This window comes from Mesorhizobium sp. W016 (genome assembly GCF_054719485.1).
Window position 1 is genome coordinate 2,222,120 of the sequence record NZ_JBTTIF010000002.1, and the last position, 18,311, is coordinate 2,240,430.

The 18,311-nt window shown below is 63.9% G+C and carries 15 protein-coding genes; 2 read left to right on the forward strand and 13 right to left on the reverse strand.

Going from position 1 to position 18,311, the window contains the following annotated elements; genetic code table 11:
- Positions 1-33: 33 nt before the first annotated feature.
- The 3 genes from ACYG9V_RS11025 to ACYG9V_RS11035 form a co-directional block, all read right to left on the reverse strand.
- Entirely contained in the window at positions 34-1,542 is a 1,509-nt protein-coding gene (locus ACYG9V_RS11025) for a sugar ABC transporter ATP-binding protein (RefSeq protein WP_352762779.1), read from the reverse strand.
- A gap of 29 nt (positions 1,543-1,571) precedes the next feature.
- Entirely contained in the window at positions 1,572-2,510 is a 939-nt protein-coding gene (locus ACYG9V_RS11030; protein WP_023668529.1) for a sugar ABC transporter substrate-binding protein, read from the reverse strand.
- A 129-nt stretch (positions 2,511-2,639) separates the two neighbouring features.
- Positions 2,640-3,623: an ABC transporter permease gene (locus ACYG9V_RS11035; protein WP_050589004.1), complete on the reverse strand. Its 984-nt coding sequence runs from the start codon at positions 3,621-3,623 to the stop codon at positions 2,640-2,642.
- 287 nt (positions 3,624-3,910) lie between these two features.
- Between ACYG9V_RS11035 and ACYG9V_RS11040 the strand changes: the two genes are divergently transcribed.
- Positions 3,911-4,873 (forward strand): sugar-binding transcriptional regulator, encoded by a 963-nt coding sequence (locus tag ACYG9V_RS11040; RefSeq protein ID WP_023745534.1) that lies wholly within the window; start codon positions 3,911-3,913, stop codon positions 4,871-4,873.
- A gap of 17 nt (positions 4,874-4,890) precedes the next feature.
- Here the strand turns inward: ACYG9V_RS11040 and ACYG9V_RS11045 are convergent, their stop codons facing one another.
- The 8 genes from ACYG9V_RS11045 to ACYG9V_RS11080 form a co-directional block, all read right to left on the reverse strand.
- Entirely contained in the window at positions 4,891-5,484 is a 594-nt protein-coding gene (locus ACYG9V_RS11045) for a hypothetical protein (protein ID WP_352762776.1), read from the reverse strand.
- Positions 5,485-5,581: 97 nt separating this feature from the next.
- On the reverse strand, positions 5,582-7,069 hold the full coding sequence (locus tag ACYG9V_RS11050) for a xylulokinase (RefSeq protein ID WP_023729285.1): 1,488 nt from the start codon (positions 7,067-7,069) through the stop codon (positions 5,582-5,584).
- 20 nt (positions 7,070-7,089) lie between these two features.
- A complete protein-coding gene (locus ACYG9V_RS11055) occupies positions 7,090-8,412 on the reverse strand; it encodes an NAD(P)H-dependent oxidoreductase (RefSeq protein ID WP_023668524.1) in 1,323 nt (440 codons plus the stop codon).
- A 161-nt stretch (positions 8,413-8,573) separates the two neighbouring features.
- Entirely contained in the window at positions 8,574-9,677 is a 1,104-nt protein-coding gene (locus ACYG9V_RS11060) for a mandelate racemase/muconate lactonizing enzyme family protein (RefSeq protein WP_023726373.1), read from the reverse strand.
- A 17-nt stretch (positions 9,678-9,694) separates the two neighbouring features.
- Complete coding sequence (locus ACYG9V_RS11065) at positions 9,695-10,402, reverse strand: GntR family transcriptional regulator (protein ID WP_023726374.1); 708 nt, start codon at positions 10,400-10,402, stop codon at positions 9,695-9,697.
- A gap of 180 nt (positions 10,403-10,582) precedes the next feature.
- Positions 10,583-11,737, reverse strand: a complete 1,155-nt coding sequence (locus ACYG9V_RS11070) for an efflux RND transporter periplasmic adaptor subunit (RefSeq protein WP_023804343.1) — start codon at positions 11,735-11,737, stop codon at positions 10,583-10,585.
- Positions 11,738-11,751: 14 nt separating this feature from the next.
- Positions 11,752-14,940, reverse strand: coding sequence for an efflux RND transporter permease subunit (locus ACYG9V_RS11075; protein ID WP_023687080.1), 3,189 nt, complete (start codon positions 14,938-14,940; stop codon positions 11,752-11,754).
- 33 nt (positions 14,941-14,973) lie between these two features.
- Entirely contained in the window at positions 14,974-15,195 is a 222-nt protein-coding gene (locus tag ACYG9V_RS11080) for a hypothetical protein (protein WP_352762775.1), read from the reverse strand.
- Between the two features lie 242 nt (positions 15,196-15,437).
- Here ACYG9V_RS11080 and ACYG9V_RS11085 point away from each other — a divergent pair, with 242 nt between their 5' ends.
- On the forward strand, positions 15,438-16,019 hold the full coding sequence (locus ACYG9V_RS11085) for a TetR/AcrR family transcriptional regulator (protein WP_023668517.1): 582 nt from the start codon (positions 15,438-15,440) through the stop codon (positions 16,017-16,019).
- A gap of 336 nt (positions 16,020-16,355) precedes the next feature.
- On the opposite strand, the gene ACYG9V_RS11090 is transcribed toward ACYG9V_RS11085, so the two are convergent.
- Together ACYG9V_RS11090 and ACYG9V_RS11095 are read right to left on the reverse strand one after the other, a co-directional pair.
- Positions 16,356-17,378: a LacI family DNA-binding transcriptional regulator gene (locus ACYG9V_RS11090; protein ID WP_023668516.1), complete on the reverse strand. Its 1,023-nt coding sequence runs from the start codon at positions 17,376-17,378 to the stop codon at positions 16,356-16,358.
- A gap of 136 nt (positions 17,379-17,514) precedes the next feature.
- Positions 17,515-18,309: an ATP-binding cassette domain-containing protein gene (locus ACYG9V_RS11095; RefSeq protein ID WP_352762774.1), complete on the reverse strand. Its 795-nt coding sequence runs from the start codon at positions 18,307-18,309 to the stop codon at positions 17,515-17,517.
- Positions 18,310-18,311 lie beyond the last annotated feature (2 nt).

Here is an 18,311-nt window from a genome sequence, read left to right on the forward strand (position 1 = left end):
ACCACCTGCTGTGCTTTGTTCCGACTCCTGTCCTCAGCTCGTGGCGAGTTCCATCACCGCGACATTGCTCGCCTCGCTGCGGTCGAGAATGCCGCGCTGGCGGCCGCGGCTCAGCACCAGCACCCGGTGCGACAGCCCCAGCACCTCCTCGAGGTCGGAGCTGACCACCACCACCGCCATGCCGGAGCGGGCGAGGTCGGCGATCACGTCGTAGATAGCCGCACGCGCGCCGACATCGATGCCGCGCGTCGGTTCATCGAGAATGAACACTTTTGGCGGTCGCGACACCCATTTGGCAATGATCACCTTCTGCTGGTTGCCGCCGGAAAGCTTGCTGACCGCCTGGCCAGGTTTGCCCTTGACCCCGAGCCTTGCGATGCCGGCTTCGGCGAATTTCTGCACCGCTTTCGGAAACACCCAGCCCTTCGGCGCGACATGGTCGAAATTGCCGAACGCCAGATTCTCGCCGATGGTCTGGTCCAGCACGACGCCTTGCGCCTTGCGGTCTTCCGGCACCAGCACGACGCCGGCCTTGATCGCCGCCGCCGGCCCGCTGAGATGCACCGGTTTGCCGGCGACTCGCACCGAGCCCGACGAGATCGGATCGGCGCCGGCGATCGCCCGCACCAGTTCGGTGCGGCCGGCGCCGATCAACCCGGCAATGCCGAGGATCTCGCCTGCTTTGACCGAGAAGGAAACGTTGTTGAAGCTCTTCTCCGGCGAGGACAGGTTGTCGACCTTAAGCAGCGTCTCCTCGCGCGGCGGCGACAGATGCGGGAACATCCGCTCGACCGAGCGGCCGACCATCTGCTCCACCACTGTGCGCACGGGAATATCGGCGCGCTCGTGGCGGGCGACGATGCGTCCGTCGCGCATCACAACCACGCGGTCGGCAATCTGCGCGATCTCGTCGAGACGATGGCTGATGTAGATGAAGGACATGCCCTCCGCCTTGAGCTTGCGGATCTGCTGGAACAAAAGCTCCGTTTCCTCGCCGCCGAGCGCTGCGGTCGGCTCATCGAAGATCAGCAATTCGGCGTTCAGCGTCAGCGCCTTGGCGATCTCGACCTGCTGCTGCGCCGCGATGCGCAGCGTGCCCACCTTGCGCTCGGGCGAGACGTCGAGGCCAAGCCGCTTCAACTGCGCCGAGGCCTTGGCGTTCATCTCCGCGCGGTCGATGCGGCCGCCGCGCATCGGCAGGCGCCCGACATAGACATTTTCCGCCACCGACAGGTCCGGCAGCAGCTTCAGTTCCTGATGGATCATGCCGACGCCGGCATCGATGGCGGCGGCGGGCGAGGCGGGGGAATAGGGCTTCCCCCGCCAGATGATGGTGCCCGCGTCGGGCCGGGTCGAGCCGGCGATGATGTTGGACACCGTCGACTTGCCGGCGCCGTTTTCGCCGAGCAGCGCCACGACCTCGCCCGGCCGCACCTCGAAGCTCGCATCGGCCAGGACCTGGACCGGTCCGTAGCTCTTGCAGAGGCCGTTGACGAAGAGCCCGTTGTGCGGGCTTTCGCTGTGGCGAGGATCAGGAGACATCGTGGTGCTCTCTTAAGCGGTGCCGTTCGTTACGGATGCTTGGCGATGAACTGCTCGACATTGTCCTTGGTGGTCAGCGTCGCATCCTGCAGCTGCTCGGCCGGAACGCTTTCGCCGGCCACCAGCTTGATCGCCGCATCGACGGCGAGCCGGCCCATGCCTTGCGTCTGCTGCGTCGCGGTGACGTCGAACACGCCGTCCTTCAGCGCCTTGAGTGCGGCCACGTCGCCATCGAAGCCGGCAACCCAGACCTTGTGGCCGGGATTGGCGACCTTGACCGCCTGTGCCGCACCCAGCGCCAGCGCATCGGCCTGGCCGATGACGATGGAGACATCGGGATGCGACTGCAGCAGGTCCTGCGTCAGCTTGAAGCCTTCGTCCTGGTGCCAGCCTTCGCTCCACAATTCGCCGACCACCTTGATATCGGGATAGGCCTTGAGCGCTTCGCCGCAGCCCTTCGAGCGATCCACTTCCGGCGTCGTGCCCTTCTGGCCGTGGATGATGATCAGTTCGCCTTTGCCGCCGGCCTGCTTGGCGATGTAGTCGCACACCGCCTGCGCCGAGGCGACGCTGTTGGTGGCGATGAAGGTGTCGCCGGGCGCGCCGTCGGCGTTGCGGTCGACATTGACGACCGGAATGCCGGCAGCCTTGGCGGTCTTGGTCGGCACGGTGGCGGCTGTGGCGCCGGCCGGAATGTAGATCAGCGCGTCGATGTTCTGCGTGATCAGATCCTGGACCTGGCTGACCTGGGTCGCTGAATCGCCCTTGGCGTCGACGGTGACGATCTCGATGCCCTTCTCCTTGCCGTAGGCTTCGACCGACTGCTTGATCTGGTTGAAGAAGTCGGCCTGCAAATTGGCCACCGCGAGGCCGAGTTTCTTGGCCTCCTTGGCCGAGGCCATGTCGGTCAGCCCGAGCATAGGAATGATGGCGGCAGCGGCAAGCAGCAATGAACGTTTGGTCAGCATGTGTTTCCTCCGTTGATAGTCAAACTGTCCCGCCAGCGCATCGCGCCCCTTGGAACATCCCAGTTTCGGATCGACCGATCCGTCTATCGCCCGGACGCTCCGGGCGAATTCTCAATTGTGCCCCGTTCTCTATCGCGCCCTGCGCCGCCAGGTATCGCTGGCGACCGCCAGCGCGATCACCACGCCGATCACCACCTGCTGGATGAAGGGCGAGACGCCGAGCAGATTGAGCCCGTTGCGCAGCACGCCGATGATGAGCACGCCGACCGCGGTGCCGCCGATCGAGCCGATGCCGCCCGACAGGCTGGCGCCGCCGATCACCACCGCCGCGATGGTGTCGAGCTCATAGCCCAGGCCGGAACTCGGCTGCACCGAATCCAGCCGCGCGGCGAGCACGATGCCGGCAAGACCCGCAAGCACGGCGCAGATGGCATAGACCCAGTTGGTCAGCGACTTCACCGGAATGCCGGAGAGCCGCGCCACCTCGGCGCTGCCGCCGATGGCGTAAAGGCTGCGGCCGGTGGCGCGGTAGTTGAGGAAGATGGCAAAGACGATCGCCAGCACCATCATCACCCCGACTGTGACCGACAGGAAGCCGAAATGGCGGATGATCGACAGGCTGGTGAACCAGTCGGGAAAGCCGACGATCTGCGAACCGTCGGTGATCATGTTGGCAAGACCGCGCGCCACCGACATCATCGCCAGCGTCGCAATGAACGGCGGCAGCCGGGTGACGGTCACCAGCAGGCCGGACACCAGTCCGCAAAGGCCGGCGACGACCAGTGCTGCGACGACGCCGGCCGCAAGGCCGAGATTGAGATAGTCGGGGTGGGAGACAAAGCCCATCACCATGGCGGCCAGCGCCAGCACCGAGCCGACCGAGAGATCGATGCCGCCGATCAGGATCACCAGCGTCATCCCGATTGCCATGATGCCGAGCACCGTGATCTGGTCAAGTACGTTGAGGATGTTGCGCACGGTGAGGAACGTGTCGGTGGTCAGCGTCAGCGCCAGGCAAAGCAGCAGCAGCCCGATCAGCGGCCCCATGGTTCCGGCAAACAGCGCCGAAAGCTTCGCGGCCGTCGCACCTTGAGCGCCGGGCGCGGCTTTCAACTCGCCAGCCTTCGACTCGCTTGCATCATTACTCACGGCCACTTCGTCTCCTCCGTCAGCGAAACGACGATGGCCTGCCGTCCGCTCTTGTTCACCAGGCACCTCCCTGTGAACAATTTATCTTTGATATGCAATTTTGTTCAGCTAAACTGTTCATTAGAAAATTGTCAAGAGCCGTTGCGCCATTCGGCGAAGGTTTGCGCCACCGGGCGGTTTGTCCTAGGGAAGGCCAGGGGGCGGCGCTTTGCGGAAAAGATTTCCGAAATCTGCCGCGGGAGAGCACGAGCATGGCGACCGTCGAAAATGAGAAGGCCTCGCGCTTCCCCGATGCCGAGCTGAAGGCCCGCGCCGCCTGGCATTACTATGTCGAAGGGCTGACGCAGGAGCGCATCTCCGAGATTCTTGGCGTCGGCCGCATCAAGGTGCACCGGATTCTGTCGGCTGCCCGCGAGGAAGGCATTGTCCAGTTCCGCATTCGCGACAGTGTCGTCGAATGCGTGCAGCTCGAGGAGAGCCTGAAGCAGCGTTTCGGGCTCAGCCAGGCGGTCGTGGTGCCATCAGCCGCTGATCGCAGCAACGCGCCGCTGATGATCGGCCACGCGGCTGCCGCCTATCTCGCCGACAACGTCAATGCCGGCGACGTCATTGCGCTGGGCTGGGGCCGGACGCTGAAATTCGCCATCAACGAATTGCCGAGGCGGCCGATTGCCAGGACGACGGTCGTCTCGATGCTCGGCGGCCTCACCCACGCGCAGCCGCTCAACCCGACCGAAAGCGCCTGGGAGTTCGCCGAAAAGATCGGCGCTGAATGTTTCTTGCTGCCGGTGCCGGTCTATGCCGACAAGCCGGAACAGCGCGATGCCTTCATGAGCCAGCGCAGCGTTCAGGATGTGGTCTTCCGCGCGCGCCGCGCCAACATCGCCGTGCTCAGCGTCGGCTCGTTTTCCAAGGACAGCCCGATCGCCAATTACGGCTTCATCAAACCGAGCGAACTCGAGGAATTGCAGGCGGCCGGCGCGGTCGGCGACCTCTTGTGCCATTTCATCGACGCCGAGGGCCACCCTGTCGACCATGAGGTCAACCGCCGCGTCTGCGCCTATCCGCTGCAGGATCTGTCCGATATTCCGAGCATCATCCTGGTGTCAGGCGGTCAGGAGAAGGTCGCCGTCATGCGCGCGGCGCTCGCCAACACCAGGATTACGGTGCTCATTACCGATGAAGATGCGGCCAAAGGCCTGCTCAACCGTTGAGCGCTGTCCGGCGTCGGTCAGAATTCGCAGGGCTCCGGACGACTGTCGTCCGACCAGTCGGCCAGTGCGATCGGCACGAATTTTCCCGCGACCGGTTTGCCGTCGTCCAGGTCCTTTGAGGCAACGCCTCTGCCGGTGAGAAAATTGATGTCGCAATCGCCCAGCGTCGTCTCGACCGAGCCGTCGGCTTTCTGCACATTCCAGTCCCAGTCGCGACTGTAGCCGGCGACAAGGAATTTACCGCCGCGCCAGACGATGGTCAGCGTTGTATCCCATGATTTGTTGGCGCCGCAGCCGAAGCACGAGGTGACGACAAGCGATCCCTTGCCCTTGCTTTCGAGCCCGAGAATACGGTCCTGCGTCAGCGCCTTTTTGACAAAGTCAGGCTTGCGCGAAGGATCGAGCTTTCCTTCGCCGGCAGCCAGATAGATCGAGAGATCCGCCAGCCCGCTGTCGGAATCCGCCGCGATCGCGGCCCGATCCATCCTGCCGTCATTGTCCATGTCGAGCGTGACCTCGAAGGGCGGCTCGTCCTGCGCACGCGCCGTCATCGGAGCTGCCGCAAGCGCGACAATCCAGGGCAGGGCGGCAAGGTGAAATACTGCTTTCATGAGCCCGATGAGTCTAGCATTGGCCGGGCAGGACGCAAAATCGGCAAGCTGGGCAGGTTGGGCATGGGAGCCTCACGCAGGCAAGCTGCGCTTGAACTCAGATCGCACCGAGCCGCGCGTGGATGTCGCGTGTCGCGTGATAGAGGTCGCGGTAGATCGCCTTGCGCGCCCGGTAAGCCGGCACCAGCGTCATATCCGGATCGACACGCCTGGCCGGCGCCGCCGCCATTGCCTTGGCGGCGTCTTCCGCCGAGGCGAACCAGCCGATCGCCGAAGCCGCCAGCATGGCCGCGCCAAGGGCCGCCGCCTCGTTGACCGGCGACACGAACAGCGGCCGCTCCAGCACGCTGGCCATGATCTTCATCAGCAGCGCCGAATTGGTGCCGCCGCCGGCGGCAATCATCTCTCCCGGCTTGCCGCCGCTTTCGGCCTCCATCGCCTCGCTGGCGATGGCCTGCTCCAAAGCGATGCCTTCCAGCGTGGCGCGGAAGAGATGCCTGGGCTCATGGTCGAGCGACAGGCCAACAACGGCGCCGCGCGCCGCGCCATCCCAATAGGGGCTCATGACGCCGGCCCAATAGGGCATGACCAAAAGACCGTCGCCGCCGGCCGCAACATCGACCGCACCCTTCTCCAGTTCTGCCGCGGAAGACGCGCCGGTGGTGCGCACGATCCAGTCGACCAGTTGCATGCCCGAGCGCAGCACGGTTTCCAGCATGAAGCCGGAGCCGGTCGGCGAGACCAGCGTGCGAAACGCGTCCGATGTGGTGACCGTGCCGGAATAGCAGCCGCTGACGACGCCGGAGCCGAGCGAGAGATAGCTCCTGCCGGCACCATAGACGCCCATGCCGAGACCCATAGCCTGGCCATCGCCGGCGCCGGCGACAATTGGCGTGCCCGCTTTGAGGCCAGTCAGCTGGGCAATGCTTTCGGCAAGGCCGCCGCAGATTTCGCCTGGGCCGATCAGCGCCGGCAACTGCCGTGGCTGCAGCCCTGCAGCCGCGACAAGCTCAGGGTGCCATTCGCCTGTCGCGACATCGAGCAAGCCGAGCGGGTCGGCACTTGCCGTGCTGGTAACCAGCCGTGCGGTCAGCCGGTGAACGAAGAAGCCATGAACATCGACCAGGGCGGCGGCGTTGGCCAGCACCTGCGGCTGGTGTTCGGCCAGCCAGGCGATGGCATAGAGCGCCGGCGTCGGATCCGGCGGCTTGCCGCTCCAGTCGCGGATCGTCTCGCGGCCAAGCTCGGCCGACAGCCTGGCGACTTGAGGCCGGGCGCGCTCGTCAAGCCACAGGATCGCCGGGATGAGCGGCGTGCCGGCCTGATCGATCAGGGTGAAGGTCTCGCGCTGATGGGCTATGGCAATTGCCGCCACGCGCGCGGCGCCGACCTTGTCGGCAACCTGCTTCAGCGCACTGATAAGGGCTGCCCACCAATGTTCGGCATCCTGCTCGAAATGGCCGGGCTTAGGATTGGCCAGTGGATAGGCCTCGCGCGCCTGGAACAGGTCCGCGCCGTCGCGGGTGAAGGCGATTGCCTTCACCGCCGTCGTCGAGGCATCGATCCCGATAACGACATCGTCCATCACAGGGAGATCCCGAAGGTTCAGGCGGCGTTGGTCACAAACTGTCCATCCGACTGGTCGAGACGGCGGCGGATCTGCGTTATCACCATCGAATCGTCGGGTACACAATTTTCATAGGTGAGGAAGTCGCCGGTCTTGACCGGCTTGACCACCTTGGCGCGTTCGGCAATCCCGAGCGGCAGCGCGCCCTTGGCGCGGGCGTCCTCCCAGGTCATGGCGAAGCCGCGATAGTCGTTCTCGCCGATCATGCCCAGCGACTGCCCTGCGCCGAGATCGCTTTTGGCCACCGCCACCGCTTCGGCGACCGGATGGTCGAGCGGCTCCATGTCGGCACGTTTGTAGACAACGGCGCGCGCCGCCGACAGTGGCACTTCAAGGCTTGTCAGGTGATAGGGACGGTAGATCGTGAAATAGGGGCCCTTGCCGACCTTGAGGTCGACCATGCGCTCCAGCACGCGCGGATGCCTCGTTTCGATGATGCAGAACACGCCGGGCGCCACGCCCTTGCCGATGGAATAGTCGACCACGCCCTTGCGGTGCAGCACGCCGCCATCCTCGCGCGGGCAAAGCACGCTGGCCAGTTCCTCCAGCGTCGCCGTCGGGCCGTGCATGCCCGGCACGTCGGGCACCAGCCCGGTGGCGTTGGCGATAGCCACCATCTCGATCGCCGTCTTGGAACCGTCGACGAACTCGACCAGCATGCGCGCATTCATGTTGCGCTCGGCCGCTTCCTTCTCGTAGTCGGCGGGCATGGCGTCGATCTTGAGCGGGTTGTTTTTGCCCTTGCCGGCGGCGATGATGTTGAAGCCGAGGCTCTTGGCGAAGCCGATGATCTCCAGCGTGCAGGCGGGTTCGTCGCCGGCCGCACCGGTGTAGACCACGCCGGCCTTGCGCGCTTCCTCCTTGAGGAAGCGGCCGATCGTAATGTCCGCCTCGACATTGAGCATGACGATGTGCTTGCCGTTCTTCATCACTTCGAGCGCAAACAGCGTGCCGATGTTGGGATTGCCTGTCGCGTCGATGATGACATCAATGCGGCCGGCCGCGGCCAGCGCATGCAGATCTTCGGTGACAGCGATCTTGCCGGCCTCGATGGCGCGGTCGATGGCAGAGGCGTTCGCAGCCTGGACGATGTCGGAGCGGTCATGGCCGGCGAGCAGTGCGGCATCGATCGCCGCTTGCGGCCGCACCTCGGAAATGGCACCGATCCGCATGCCCGGCATCAGCGCCACCTGGACGACGATGTCGGTGCCCATCTGCCCGGCGCCGGCGAGACCGATGGTGATAGGCCCTTGGGCTTCAGCGCGCTGCAGAAGTTCCGCTGCAAATTGCGGATGGGCCATATCGCTTCCTCCAGTCACGACGCGCCGCAGCGTCAAATCATCATTTTGAACATTCCTATTTCCATTTGAAAAATATTTCAACCCGCAAATCGGAGAATGGCTGCAGGACCAAATCTCCCACGGAGGATTCGTGGGGTGACAGCTTCATGCTGCGCTTGATCTCAGCCGATCTCTAGGAAAGGCTTGCCGAGCAGGTCGGGCACGACATCGATGCCGAGGCCGGGCCCGTCGGGAATGCCCATGTGGCTGCCGGTGACCGGTGGGGCGTTGGAGGCCGTGCGCACCGTCACCCACTCATGGAAGGCGATGGCGTGCAGCCGGCGTTCTTCCGGCGTCGACAGCGACAGATGCGCCATCGCCGCCGTGTCGATCTCGGCGCCGCCCGTATCCTCGACGGTGATCATGAAACCGAGATCGACGGCGACGTCGCGGATTTGCCTTGTCCTGGTTACGCCGCCAAGCCGCGAAATCTTCAGCGTCAGCCCGTCGGCGGCGCCCAGGCGATGGATTTCCAGCATCGCCTCGAGCGAGATGACGCTCTCGTCCAGCACCATCGGCTTGTCGAGCATGCGGCGCACCGACATGTTCTCCTCGATCGTCGTGCAGGGCTGCTCGAACGTGTAGTCGATGCCGCGCGTGGCATCGGCGAACTGCCGCGCCTGGTAGGGTGTCCAGCCGGCATTGGCGTCGCAGAAAATCACCGTGCCTTTCGGCACGGCCGAAGCGACTGCGCTCACCCGGTCGATGTCGTCATGCACATTGCCGCCCACCTTGACCTGCAGCCGCCGGCAGCCTTCCGCGATGATCCTTTTGGCCAGTGCCGCCATCTGGTCGAGCGTGCCGTGGGTGACGACGCGGTAGGTCTCCGCCATGTCGCTCTCGCGGCCGCCAAGCATGGTCACCAGCGGCACGTCGGCGGCCCGGGCCGCCAGATCCCAGCAGGCCATGTCGAGCGCCGACTTGATGTAGGGATGGCCCTTGAACACCGTATCCATCAATCGGCCGATGCCGGCGAGGCCACGCGGGTCCTGGCCGATCAGGTGCGGCGCGATCTCGACCACGCCCGCGCGCGTTCCCGCCGGAAAGGCGGCCGAATAGAAATTGCCGAGCGGCGCCATCTCGCCCCAGCCGGTTACGCCGCTGTCGGAGGTGATTGCGACGATCACCGCATCGAAGCAGTCTGCAACCCGCCCCTTGGACATGCGGTAGGGCCCGTCCACGAAGGGCTGCACGACGCGATAGGCCTTGATGGTTTTGATCTGCACTTGTCTGTCCGTTGTCTCTAGGCGTTGAGGAGGGTCAGTCCTTCGATGTTCCGCTGATCGAGGCCACGCGCATAGGCAAGCAGCTCTTCGAAATCGAGGTCGATATGCTCGCGCGCATGGCGCTGGGCAGCGCGCATGTCGGCGCCCTTCAAGAGCCGCACATAGGTTTCGTGGAGATCTTCGGCCGGCACCGGCTCGTTGCGGGCCTGCTGGTGCAGGGCAAAGTACATCTGCAGCCGGCTGGTCAGCCGCTGCCAGGTTTCCAGCAGCACCGAATTGTCGGCCCATTCATAGATCAGCCCGTGCAATTGCAGTGCGGTCTCGATCTGGCGGGTGGTGTCGCGCGCGCGCGTTGCCTGCTTCACCGCTTCGTGGCGGCGGTCGAGTTCATCGAAGAAGCGCTGGTCGCGCAGCTTCCATGTCCGCTCGATGGCGAATTCATCGAGCACCTTGTTCAGCGAGTAGGCGTCGTCAATGTCCTTGGCGGTGACATCGATGACGAAGGTGCCGGCATAGGGAATGCTGGTCAGGATGCCTTCCTGCACCAGCTCGCGCATAGCTTCGCGCAAAGGCGCGCGGCTGACCCGCATCTGCTCGGCGATCCTCAGCTCGCTCAGCTTTTGGCCGGGTTCCAGCTGGCCGATCAGGATCGCCCGCCGCAACAGCGCAACGATCTCGGCTCGGCGTGTCGTATCCGCGATCGGATTGAAGTCCAGCTTGGCCATTCCGTCACTCCAGTGAGAGCCGGAAACAGACAAGCAGATTGTCGACAATCCTACAATATGTCTGTTCCGGATTCTTGTGCCTTGCGGTTACTCCAAAAACGGCGTGCGGCGCTCCATAAAAAAACGGCGCCCTCGGCGTGGAAGCCGAAGGCGCCGCAGGACCGGGGCTGATGGGGGTTATCAGCTGGCCGGTTTCTCCTGGGGCAACGGCGAGATCGGCATTCCTGGTCCGATCTTCTGCAGATTGCCCGTTATCACCTGGTCGCCTTCGGCAACGCCGCTGAGGACCGCCACAAGGTCGCCGCTGGTCGCGCCAAGCGAGACGATGCGCTGGTCGACCGTGTTGCCCTTGCCGACGACATAGACATATTTGCCGAGCTGGCTCGAACCCAGCGCCACCTGCGGCACCATCAGCGCGTCGGGCAGCTGCTTGATGTGCAGCCGCACGCGGACATACTGGCCCGGCAGCAGCGAGAACTTCGCATTGCCGATGGTGGCGCGCGCCGTAATCGTGCCGGTCGAGTGGTCGACCGTGTTGTCGATGAAGGTGAGTTCGCCCTTCTGGCTGGCTTCGGTCTCGCCGGGCAGCAGCACCTCGACCTCGATCGGGCCGGCGGCCCGGGCCCGTTCGATTTCGGCCAGGTCCGTCTCGCTCGGATTGAAGGTGACGTAGATCGGGTCGAGCTGCACCAGCGTGTTCAGCACCGTCCCGGCGACGCTGACCAGCGTGCCGACCGAAGCCTGGTTGCGGCCGACGCGGCCGGCAAACGGAGCGTGGATTTCGGCGTAGCTCAAATTGAGCTCGGCCGTCCGCACCGCCGCCTGGTTGACGGCAAGCGACGCTTCGGCCTGACGCAAGGTGCTCGTGCGCTGGTCGAACCCATCCTTGGCCAGATAACCGCTCTTGGCGAGTTCGGAGCCGCGGCCGAGATTGGAGCGTGCATAGTCGAGGCTCGCCTGGTCGCGCTGCACTTCGGCCTTGGCCTGGTCGAGAGCCGCCTTGAAGTCGTCGGGCGAGATCTTGTAGAGCAGATCACCCTGGCGCACATCCGCGCCGTCCTCAGCCGTCTGCTCCTGCAGATAACCGGGCACGCGGGCCTGCAAGGTGACGCTGCGGATCGCCTCGATTCGGGCGGCGTAGTCGAGATAGATCGGGATCGTCTTCTTGACCACGCTCGTCACCGGCACCGGCATAACGAATGCCGCAGGTGCTGCCGTCGCTGCCGCCGTGCCGGCATTGAGGCTGAGATTGCCCATGTCGAGGAAGTGGACGCTTGCCACCGAGATCGCTCCCAGGGCGACGGCCGTTCCCAAAGCTATTTTCCATTTACGCATTTTGGTCTCCAATTCTATTCGGCTGCTTCGGCCAGGCGCATCGGCGCTGGTTCGGCAGTCGGTTCATTATTGTCCTGGTCATGAGCAGCGTTCGGTTCGCTGCGCACGCGGCCTTCGCGCAGCTGTTCGATGACCGCGTAGAAGACTGGCACGAACACCAGCGACAGGATGGTCGCCGCGACCATGCCGCCAAACACGGTGGTGCCGATCGACTGCCGGCTTGCCGCACCCGCACCCGTCGCAAACATCAGCGGCAGCACGCCGAGGATGAAGGCGAAGGCCGTCATCAGGATCGGCCGCAGCCTCAGCCGCGCGGCTTCCATTGCCGCGTCGACAATGCTCAGTCCCTCCTCGCGCCGCCGCCTTGCAAACTCGACGATCAGGATCGCGTTCTTGGCGGCGAGGCCGATCAGCATGACGAAGCCGATCTGCGAGTAGACGTCGATCTGCATGCCGCGCAAGAACAGGGCTGCGAAGGCGCCGAACAGGGCCAGTGGCACCGCCAGCAGCACCATGAACGGCATCGCCCAGCTCTCATACTGCATCGCCAGGATCAGGAAGACGAAGACGATGGCGAGGCCGAAGACGACCGACGCTATCGATCCTGCCTTGAGCTCCTGGAAGGTGATGCCGGTCCATTCGAAACCGAAATCCCTGGGCAAAGCGGTGGCGGCGGCCCGTTCCATCGCGGCAACCGCCTGGCCCGACGAGAAGCCGGGGGCTGCGCCGCCATTGATCGTGGCCGAGGCGTTGTTGTTGTAGTGCGGCACGGTTTCCGGGCCGACGAACGGCACCAGTTTGCCCAGTGTGCTCAGCGGCACCATGCCGCCGGAGGCGTTGCGCACATAGAGCCGCGAAAGGTCGCCTGCGTCGGCACGTGCATCCTTGTCGGCCTGGATGGTCACCCGGAAGGTGCGGCCGAACAGGTTGAAGTCGTTGACGTAGAGCGAGCCGAGATAGATCTGCAGCGTGTTGAAGACGTCGGGCAGGTTGAGGCCGAGCAGTTTGGCCTTGCTGCGGTCGAGGTCGTAGTTGAACTGCGGCGTCGAGGTCGAGAACGGCGAGAACAGCTGCTGCGGATTGATTTCCGGCTGCTTGCGCGCCTCGGCGATCACGGCTTGCGTCGCGTCGTTGAGGGCTGAACTGCCGCGCCCGGTGAGATCCTCGACGACGAATTCGAAGCCGCCCGTGGTGCCGATACCCGGGATCGAAGGCGGATCGAAGGACAGCGCGAAGGCTTCCGGAATCTGCATCAGCTTGCCGCGCACGTCGGCGACGAGCTTCGACGCGCTCTGGTCGGGGCCGCGCTCTTCCCACGGCTTCAGGATGGCGAACTCGACAGCCGAGTTCGACTGCGCGGCACTGGTCAGGAAGTTCAGGCCGCTGATCGAGCCGACAATCTCGACGCCGGGCGTAGCTTGGAGGATGTCGCGCGCCTTCTGGGCCACCGCGTCAGTGCGTTCCAGCGAGGCGCCGTCAGGCAGCTGGATGACGACGAAGAAGTAACCCTGGTCCTCGACCGGAAGGAAGGTCGAGGGCAGCTTCTGCCAGACGAAGTAGGTGGCGACCAGGCCGGCCGCGAACAGACCGAGCATGATCCAGCGCAGCCGGATGAGGATGCGTACGCCATGGGCATAGGCATGCGACAGCCTATCGAAACCCGTGTTGAACCAGCGGAACGGGGCGAACTGCGTCTCCCCGCGATGGCGCAGGAAGGCGGCACTCAGCGCCGGGCTGAGCGTCAGCGAGTTGAAGGCGGATATGCCGACCGAAATCGCCACCGTCAGCGCGAACTGATTGTAGAGCTTGCCGGAGACGCCAGGAATGAAGGCGACGGGCACGAAGACGGCCATCAGCACCGCGGTGGTGGCGATGATCGGTCCGGTGACCTCGGCCATCGCGGCCTTGGTCGCCGCCAGCGGTTTGAGGCCCGCCTCCAATTGTCGCTCGACATTCTCGACCACCACGATGGCGTCGTCGACGACGAGGCCGATGGCCAGCACCATGCCGAGCAGGGAGAGCATGTTGAGCGAGAAGCCCATCATTTCCATGACCACCATCGTCGCCACCAGCGACACCGGAATGGCGATGGTCGGGATGATCGTCGTGCGCCAGCTCTGCAGGAAGATGAACACCACGGCCACGACCAGCACCAGCGCTTCGCCAAGCGTGATCAGCACGTCATGCATCGATGCCGACACGAAGCGCGTGGTGTCGTAGTGCATGGCGTAGCTGACGCCCTTGGGAAAACGGGCCGACAGTTCCTGCATCTTGTCCTTGACGTGCTGCTGCAGATCGAGCGCGTTGGAACCCGGCATCTGGTAGACGGCGAGCACCACCGTCGGGTCCTTGCCGAAGAAGGCCGACGACGAATATTGCAGCGCGCCGAGCTCGATGCGGGCGACGTCGCGGAGCCGCACCAGCGAGCCGGTGCCGGTGTTGGCGCGCACGACGATGTCGCCGAACTCCTTGGGGTCGCTCAGGCGGCCGACGGCGTTGACCTGCATCTCGAAGGCGGTGCCGGCGGGCGCCGGCGACTGGCCGATCTTGCCGGCGGCCACCTGGACGTTCTGTTCCGAGATGGCATTCTGGACGTCGACGGCGGTGATGCCAAGATTGGCGAGCTTGTCCGGGTCGAGCCAGACGCGCATCGAGTAGCGGCGCTCGCCGAATATCTGGACGTCGCCGACGCCAGGCAGCCGCTTCAGCGGATCGACGACCTGCAGATAGGCGAGGTTACTTAGCGCCACCGGATCGACCGAACTGTCGGGCGAGGTCAGGTTGACGATGAGGACGAAATTTGGGTTCTGCTTCTTGATCGTCACGCCGCCCTGGTTGACGATCGCCGGCAGCGAGGAGGCCGCTTGCGAGACGCGGTTCTGGACGTCGACGGCCGCGGTGCTCAAGGAATAGCCGACATCGAAGGTGATGGTGATGGTCGAGGAGCCGTCATTGGAGCTCGACGACGACATGTAGGTCATGCCTTCGACGCCGTTGATCTGCTGCTCCAGCGGCGTCGTCACCGTATCGGCGACCACTTGCGCGCTGGCGCCCGGATAATGCGCGCTGACCACGACCTGCGGCGGCGTGATGTCGGGAAACTGCGAAACCGGCAAAAGGAAATAACAAATCGTCCCGGCGAGCACCATGATGATGGCGATCGCCGAGGCGAAGATCGGACGATGAATGAAAAAATTTACCACGACACGCAAACCTCTTTAGAAGAACCGGCCTCTTTAAAAAGAACGGACAGACCGGGACAGCCGCCTGCCGCGCACCGAACCCGGGTCCTGCAAAAAATACGAAGACGGCGCCGCGCCGCTGAGGCCCTGCTCATCGGCCACGGTCCTCAGCATCGCTTCGAAGGCGCGCGGGTTGACGCGGTCCGCTTTCATCACCAGCCGGATCATCGGATCCCGGATGGCTTCATCGATGGTCAAATCCTTGCGCTGCGACATTGGAGCGTCTCCATTCCAGCGGCCCGCATCGGATGATCGCGAACCGGTTTTCATCTCTTCACCGGCCGGAGCCGCATGACCTGCAATTTTCACCCTTTGTGATCTGGCAGGACCAGTTCACGGCCTTGTTATTGACGGAAGGCTACATAGGTGTTACCAGTAAGTAACATTCGGATAGTTACAGACCGGTAACACCCTAGTCAAGAGGTGAACCGAATTTTTAGGGAGACAAGGAGACTGCGATGGCAGACGGCATTACGGATCGCGTGCGTCCCCGGGATCGAATCCTGGAGACGGCGCAGGACATGTTTCACAAACATGGCATCAAGGGCGTCGGCGTAGACGCCATCACGGAAGCCGCCGGCACCAACAAGATGACGCTCTACCGTCATTTTGAGTCGAAGGACGAACTGATCGTCCAGTGCCTGCGCGCGTCGGCGGCTAAAGGCGCCGCGATGTGGGACCAATTCGAGGCTGAGCATCCCGGCGACAAGCTCGCCCAGTTGCATGCCTGGATTCGCATGGCCGCTGCTTGCCTGGCGGCTGACGGTCGCGGCTGCGACATGGCCAATGCCGCCGCCGAATTGACCGAGCCGGACCATCCCGCCAGGAGCGTGATCAAGGAGCTCAAGAGCGCTCAGCGCGATCGCCTCGTTGCGCTGTGCCGGGATGCGGGCATCGGTCAGGCCGAGCTTCTGGCCGATACGCTGTCGCTGCTGTTCGAAGGGGCGCGCGTCAGCGTGCAGACCATGGGCTGCCAGGGCCCCAGCACGCAGTTCGTGCGCATGGCTGAAGGCCTGATCAGCTCTTTCAGGGCGCGCTGAATTCCAGCTTTCGGAGTTGAGGAGTCCCCATCATCCGGCGGGGCTTTTGGCTATTCTCCGAACTTGCCCGTCAACTCTAATTTAGATTCATTTGAGAATGAAAAAAGCCCGCTGCCGGGAGGAGGTGGCAGCGGGCTCGATTTCGAACGAGATGCGGGAGGAGGTGCACCGCGCTCAGCGTCGGCATCGCATCTGGGAGGAGTAGATGGCCGACACCCAGATGAGTACGGGTTGCCCAATGATTCGGCAACAATGAAAGTTGCATGGCTGCTGTGCAGATTTGCGGCATCTACCCCGACTTGTCGTACAAATCGGAGAAACCGCCACGGCGCGACTTCACTGCACCGGCACGTTTTCCTTGAAGATCAGCCGTGGCTCGATGAACTTCTTCGTCAGGTATGGCGCGGCGGATGCGATCGAGCCAAGCAGGCGGATCACAGATTGCTCCGCGATCAGCCGCGCATTCTGGTCGATGACGACATCGGCGAGGTCGTCGACGAGATAGCCGCGCGTTTCCTTGGTCAGGTCGTGGCAGATGAAGACCGGCTTCTTCTTTGGCTTGGCCTCGAGCAGCGCTCTCGCCACACCTGAGCGCCCGGCGCCGACGCAATAGATGCCGAGCAGTTCCGGCTCGTTGTGCAGCGCCTGCATCGTTGCGGTGTAGCTGCCCTCCGGTTCGTCATTGATCTCGACCGCACTCGAGACCGTGAGATTGGGGAATTCCTCTGTCAGCACCGACCGAAAGCCCATTTCTCGCTCCTCGTGCCCGCGATAGGAACGCGAGCCGACGACCATCGCCAGATGACCCTGGCGGCCATTGAGGAAGCGCCCCATCAACAGCGCCGCCGTGCGTCCGGCAACCCGGTTGTCGATGCCGACATAGGCCGAACGCGGGGCGGCTGGAACGTCGGAGACCAGCGTGACAAGGCGGATGCCTGCCTCGACCACATCGCGCAATATGTTGCGCGTTCGCGGATGATCGACGGCAATGACGCCGACGCCATTGGCCTTCAGCGACAGATTTTCAACCGCCGCCTGCAGCGCTGCCGGCGAGATGCCGCCGAGATTGTGGATCCGGCACGAGGCGACCAGCGGCAGGCGCCCCGCATAGTCCTCGATGTGCCCGGCGAGGTCGATCATGAAACCGTTGGCGCCGATCGGCAGGAAGAATTCAAGATGCGCCGGCCGCGACGGCAGCGTCACCTGATCGACCACCGGCAAATAGCCGAGCTGCTTGGCCGCCTCCATCACCCGTTGGCGGTTGGCGGCGCTCGCGCCGGCCCGGTTGTTCAGAACCCGGTCGACGGTCGCGGTCGACAGGCCGCAGCTCCTGGCTATGTCGGCAACGGTGGCTTTCATGGCTGTAGTCATAGAGCATGATCCCGAAAAGTGGGAACCGGTTTTCTCGGACAAACGGGAACCGTTTTGTCAAAAGGTCATGCTCTACAACGAGTTAGAGCGGATGCGTTTCCGTGCCAGACGGCGCGAAGACGGTTCAGCCGTGCGATGGCCCGCCTTCGATGACGGCGTCGCGGATCTCCTTGTCCGACATCCCGGTGATGATGCGTTCGACCTCGGCCACGCTGGTCTTCTTCGGGTCGATGTCGTCGGCCACCACCTTGCCCCGGCGCATGACGACGATGCGGTCAACCACCTGGAAGACATGGTGGATGTTGTGGGCGATGAAGATGCAGGAATGCCCGGAATCGCGCGCGTTGCGCACGAAGCTCAGCACGCCTTGCGTCTCGGCGACGCCGAGATTGTTGGTCGGCTCGTCGAGGATGATCAGGTCGCTGTCGAAGTGCATGGCGCGCGCGATGGCGACGGCCTGCCGCTCGCCGCCGGACAGGGAGCCGATCGGCGTCGTTGGCGGGATGTTCTTGGAGATGCCGACCTGTTTCAACAGGTCGCGGGCGACATTGTTCATCGCCTCCTGGTCCATGCGGTTCAAAAAACGCGGCGGCTTGATCGGCTCGCGGCCGAGGAACAGGTTGCGCGCGATCGACAGCTGCGTCACCAGTGCCGAATCCTGGTAGATCGTCTCGATGCCGTGCGCGATGGCGTCGCTGGTGCTGCGCAGATTGACCTTCTTGCCGCGGATGAAAATGTCGCCGCTGGTCAGCGGCACCGCCCCCGACAACACCTTGATCAGCGTCGATTTGCCGGCGCCATTGTCGCCGAGCAGGCCGACGATCTCCCTTTCGTTGACATGAAAATTGGCGTCTTCGAGCGCCTGCACGCGCCCGTAGGACTTTTTGATGTTGGACATGCGGATGAGCGGTTCAGCCATGG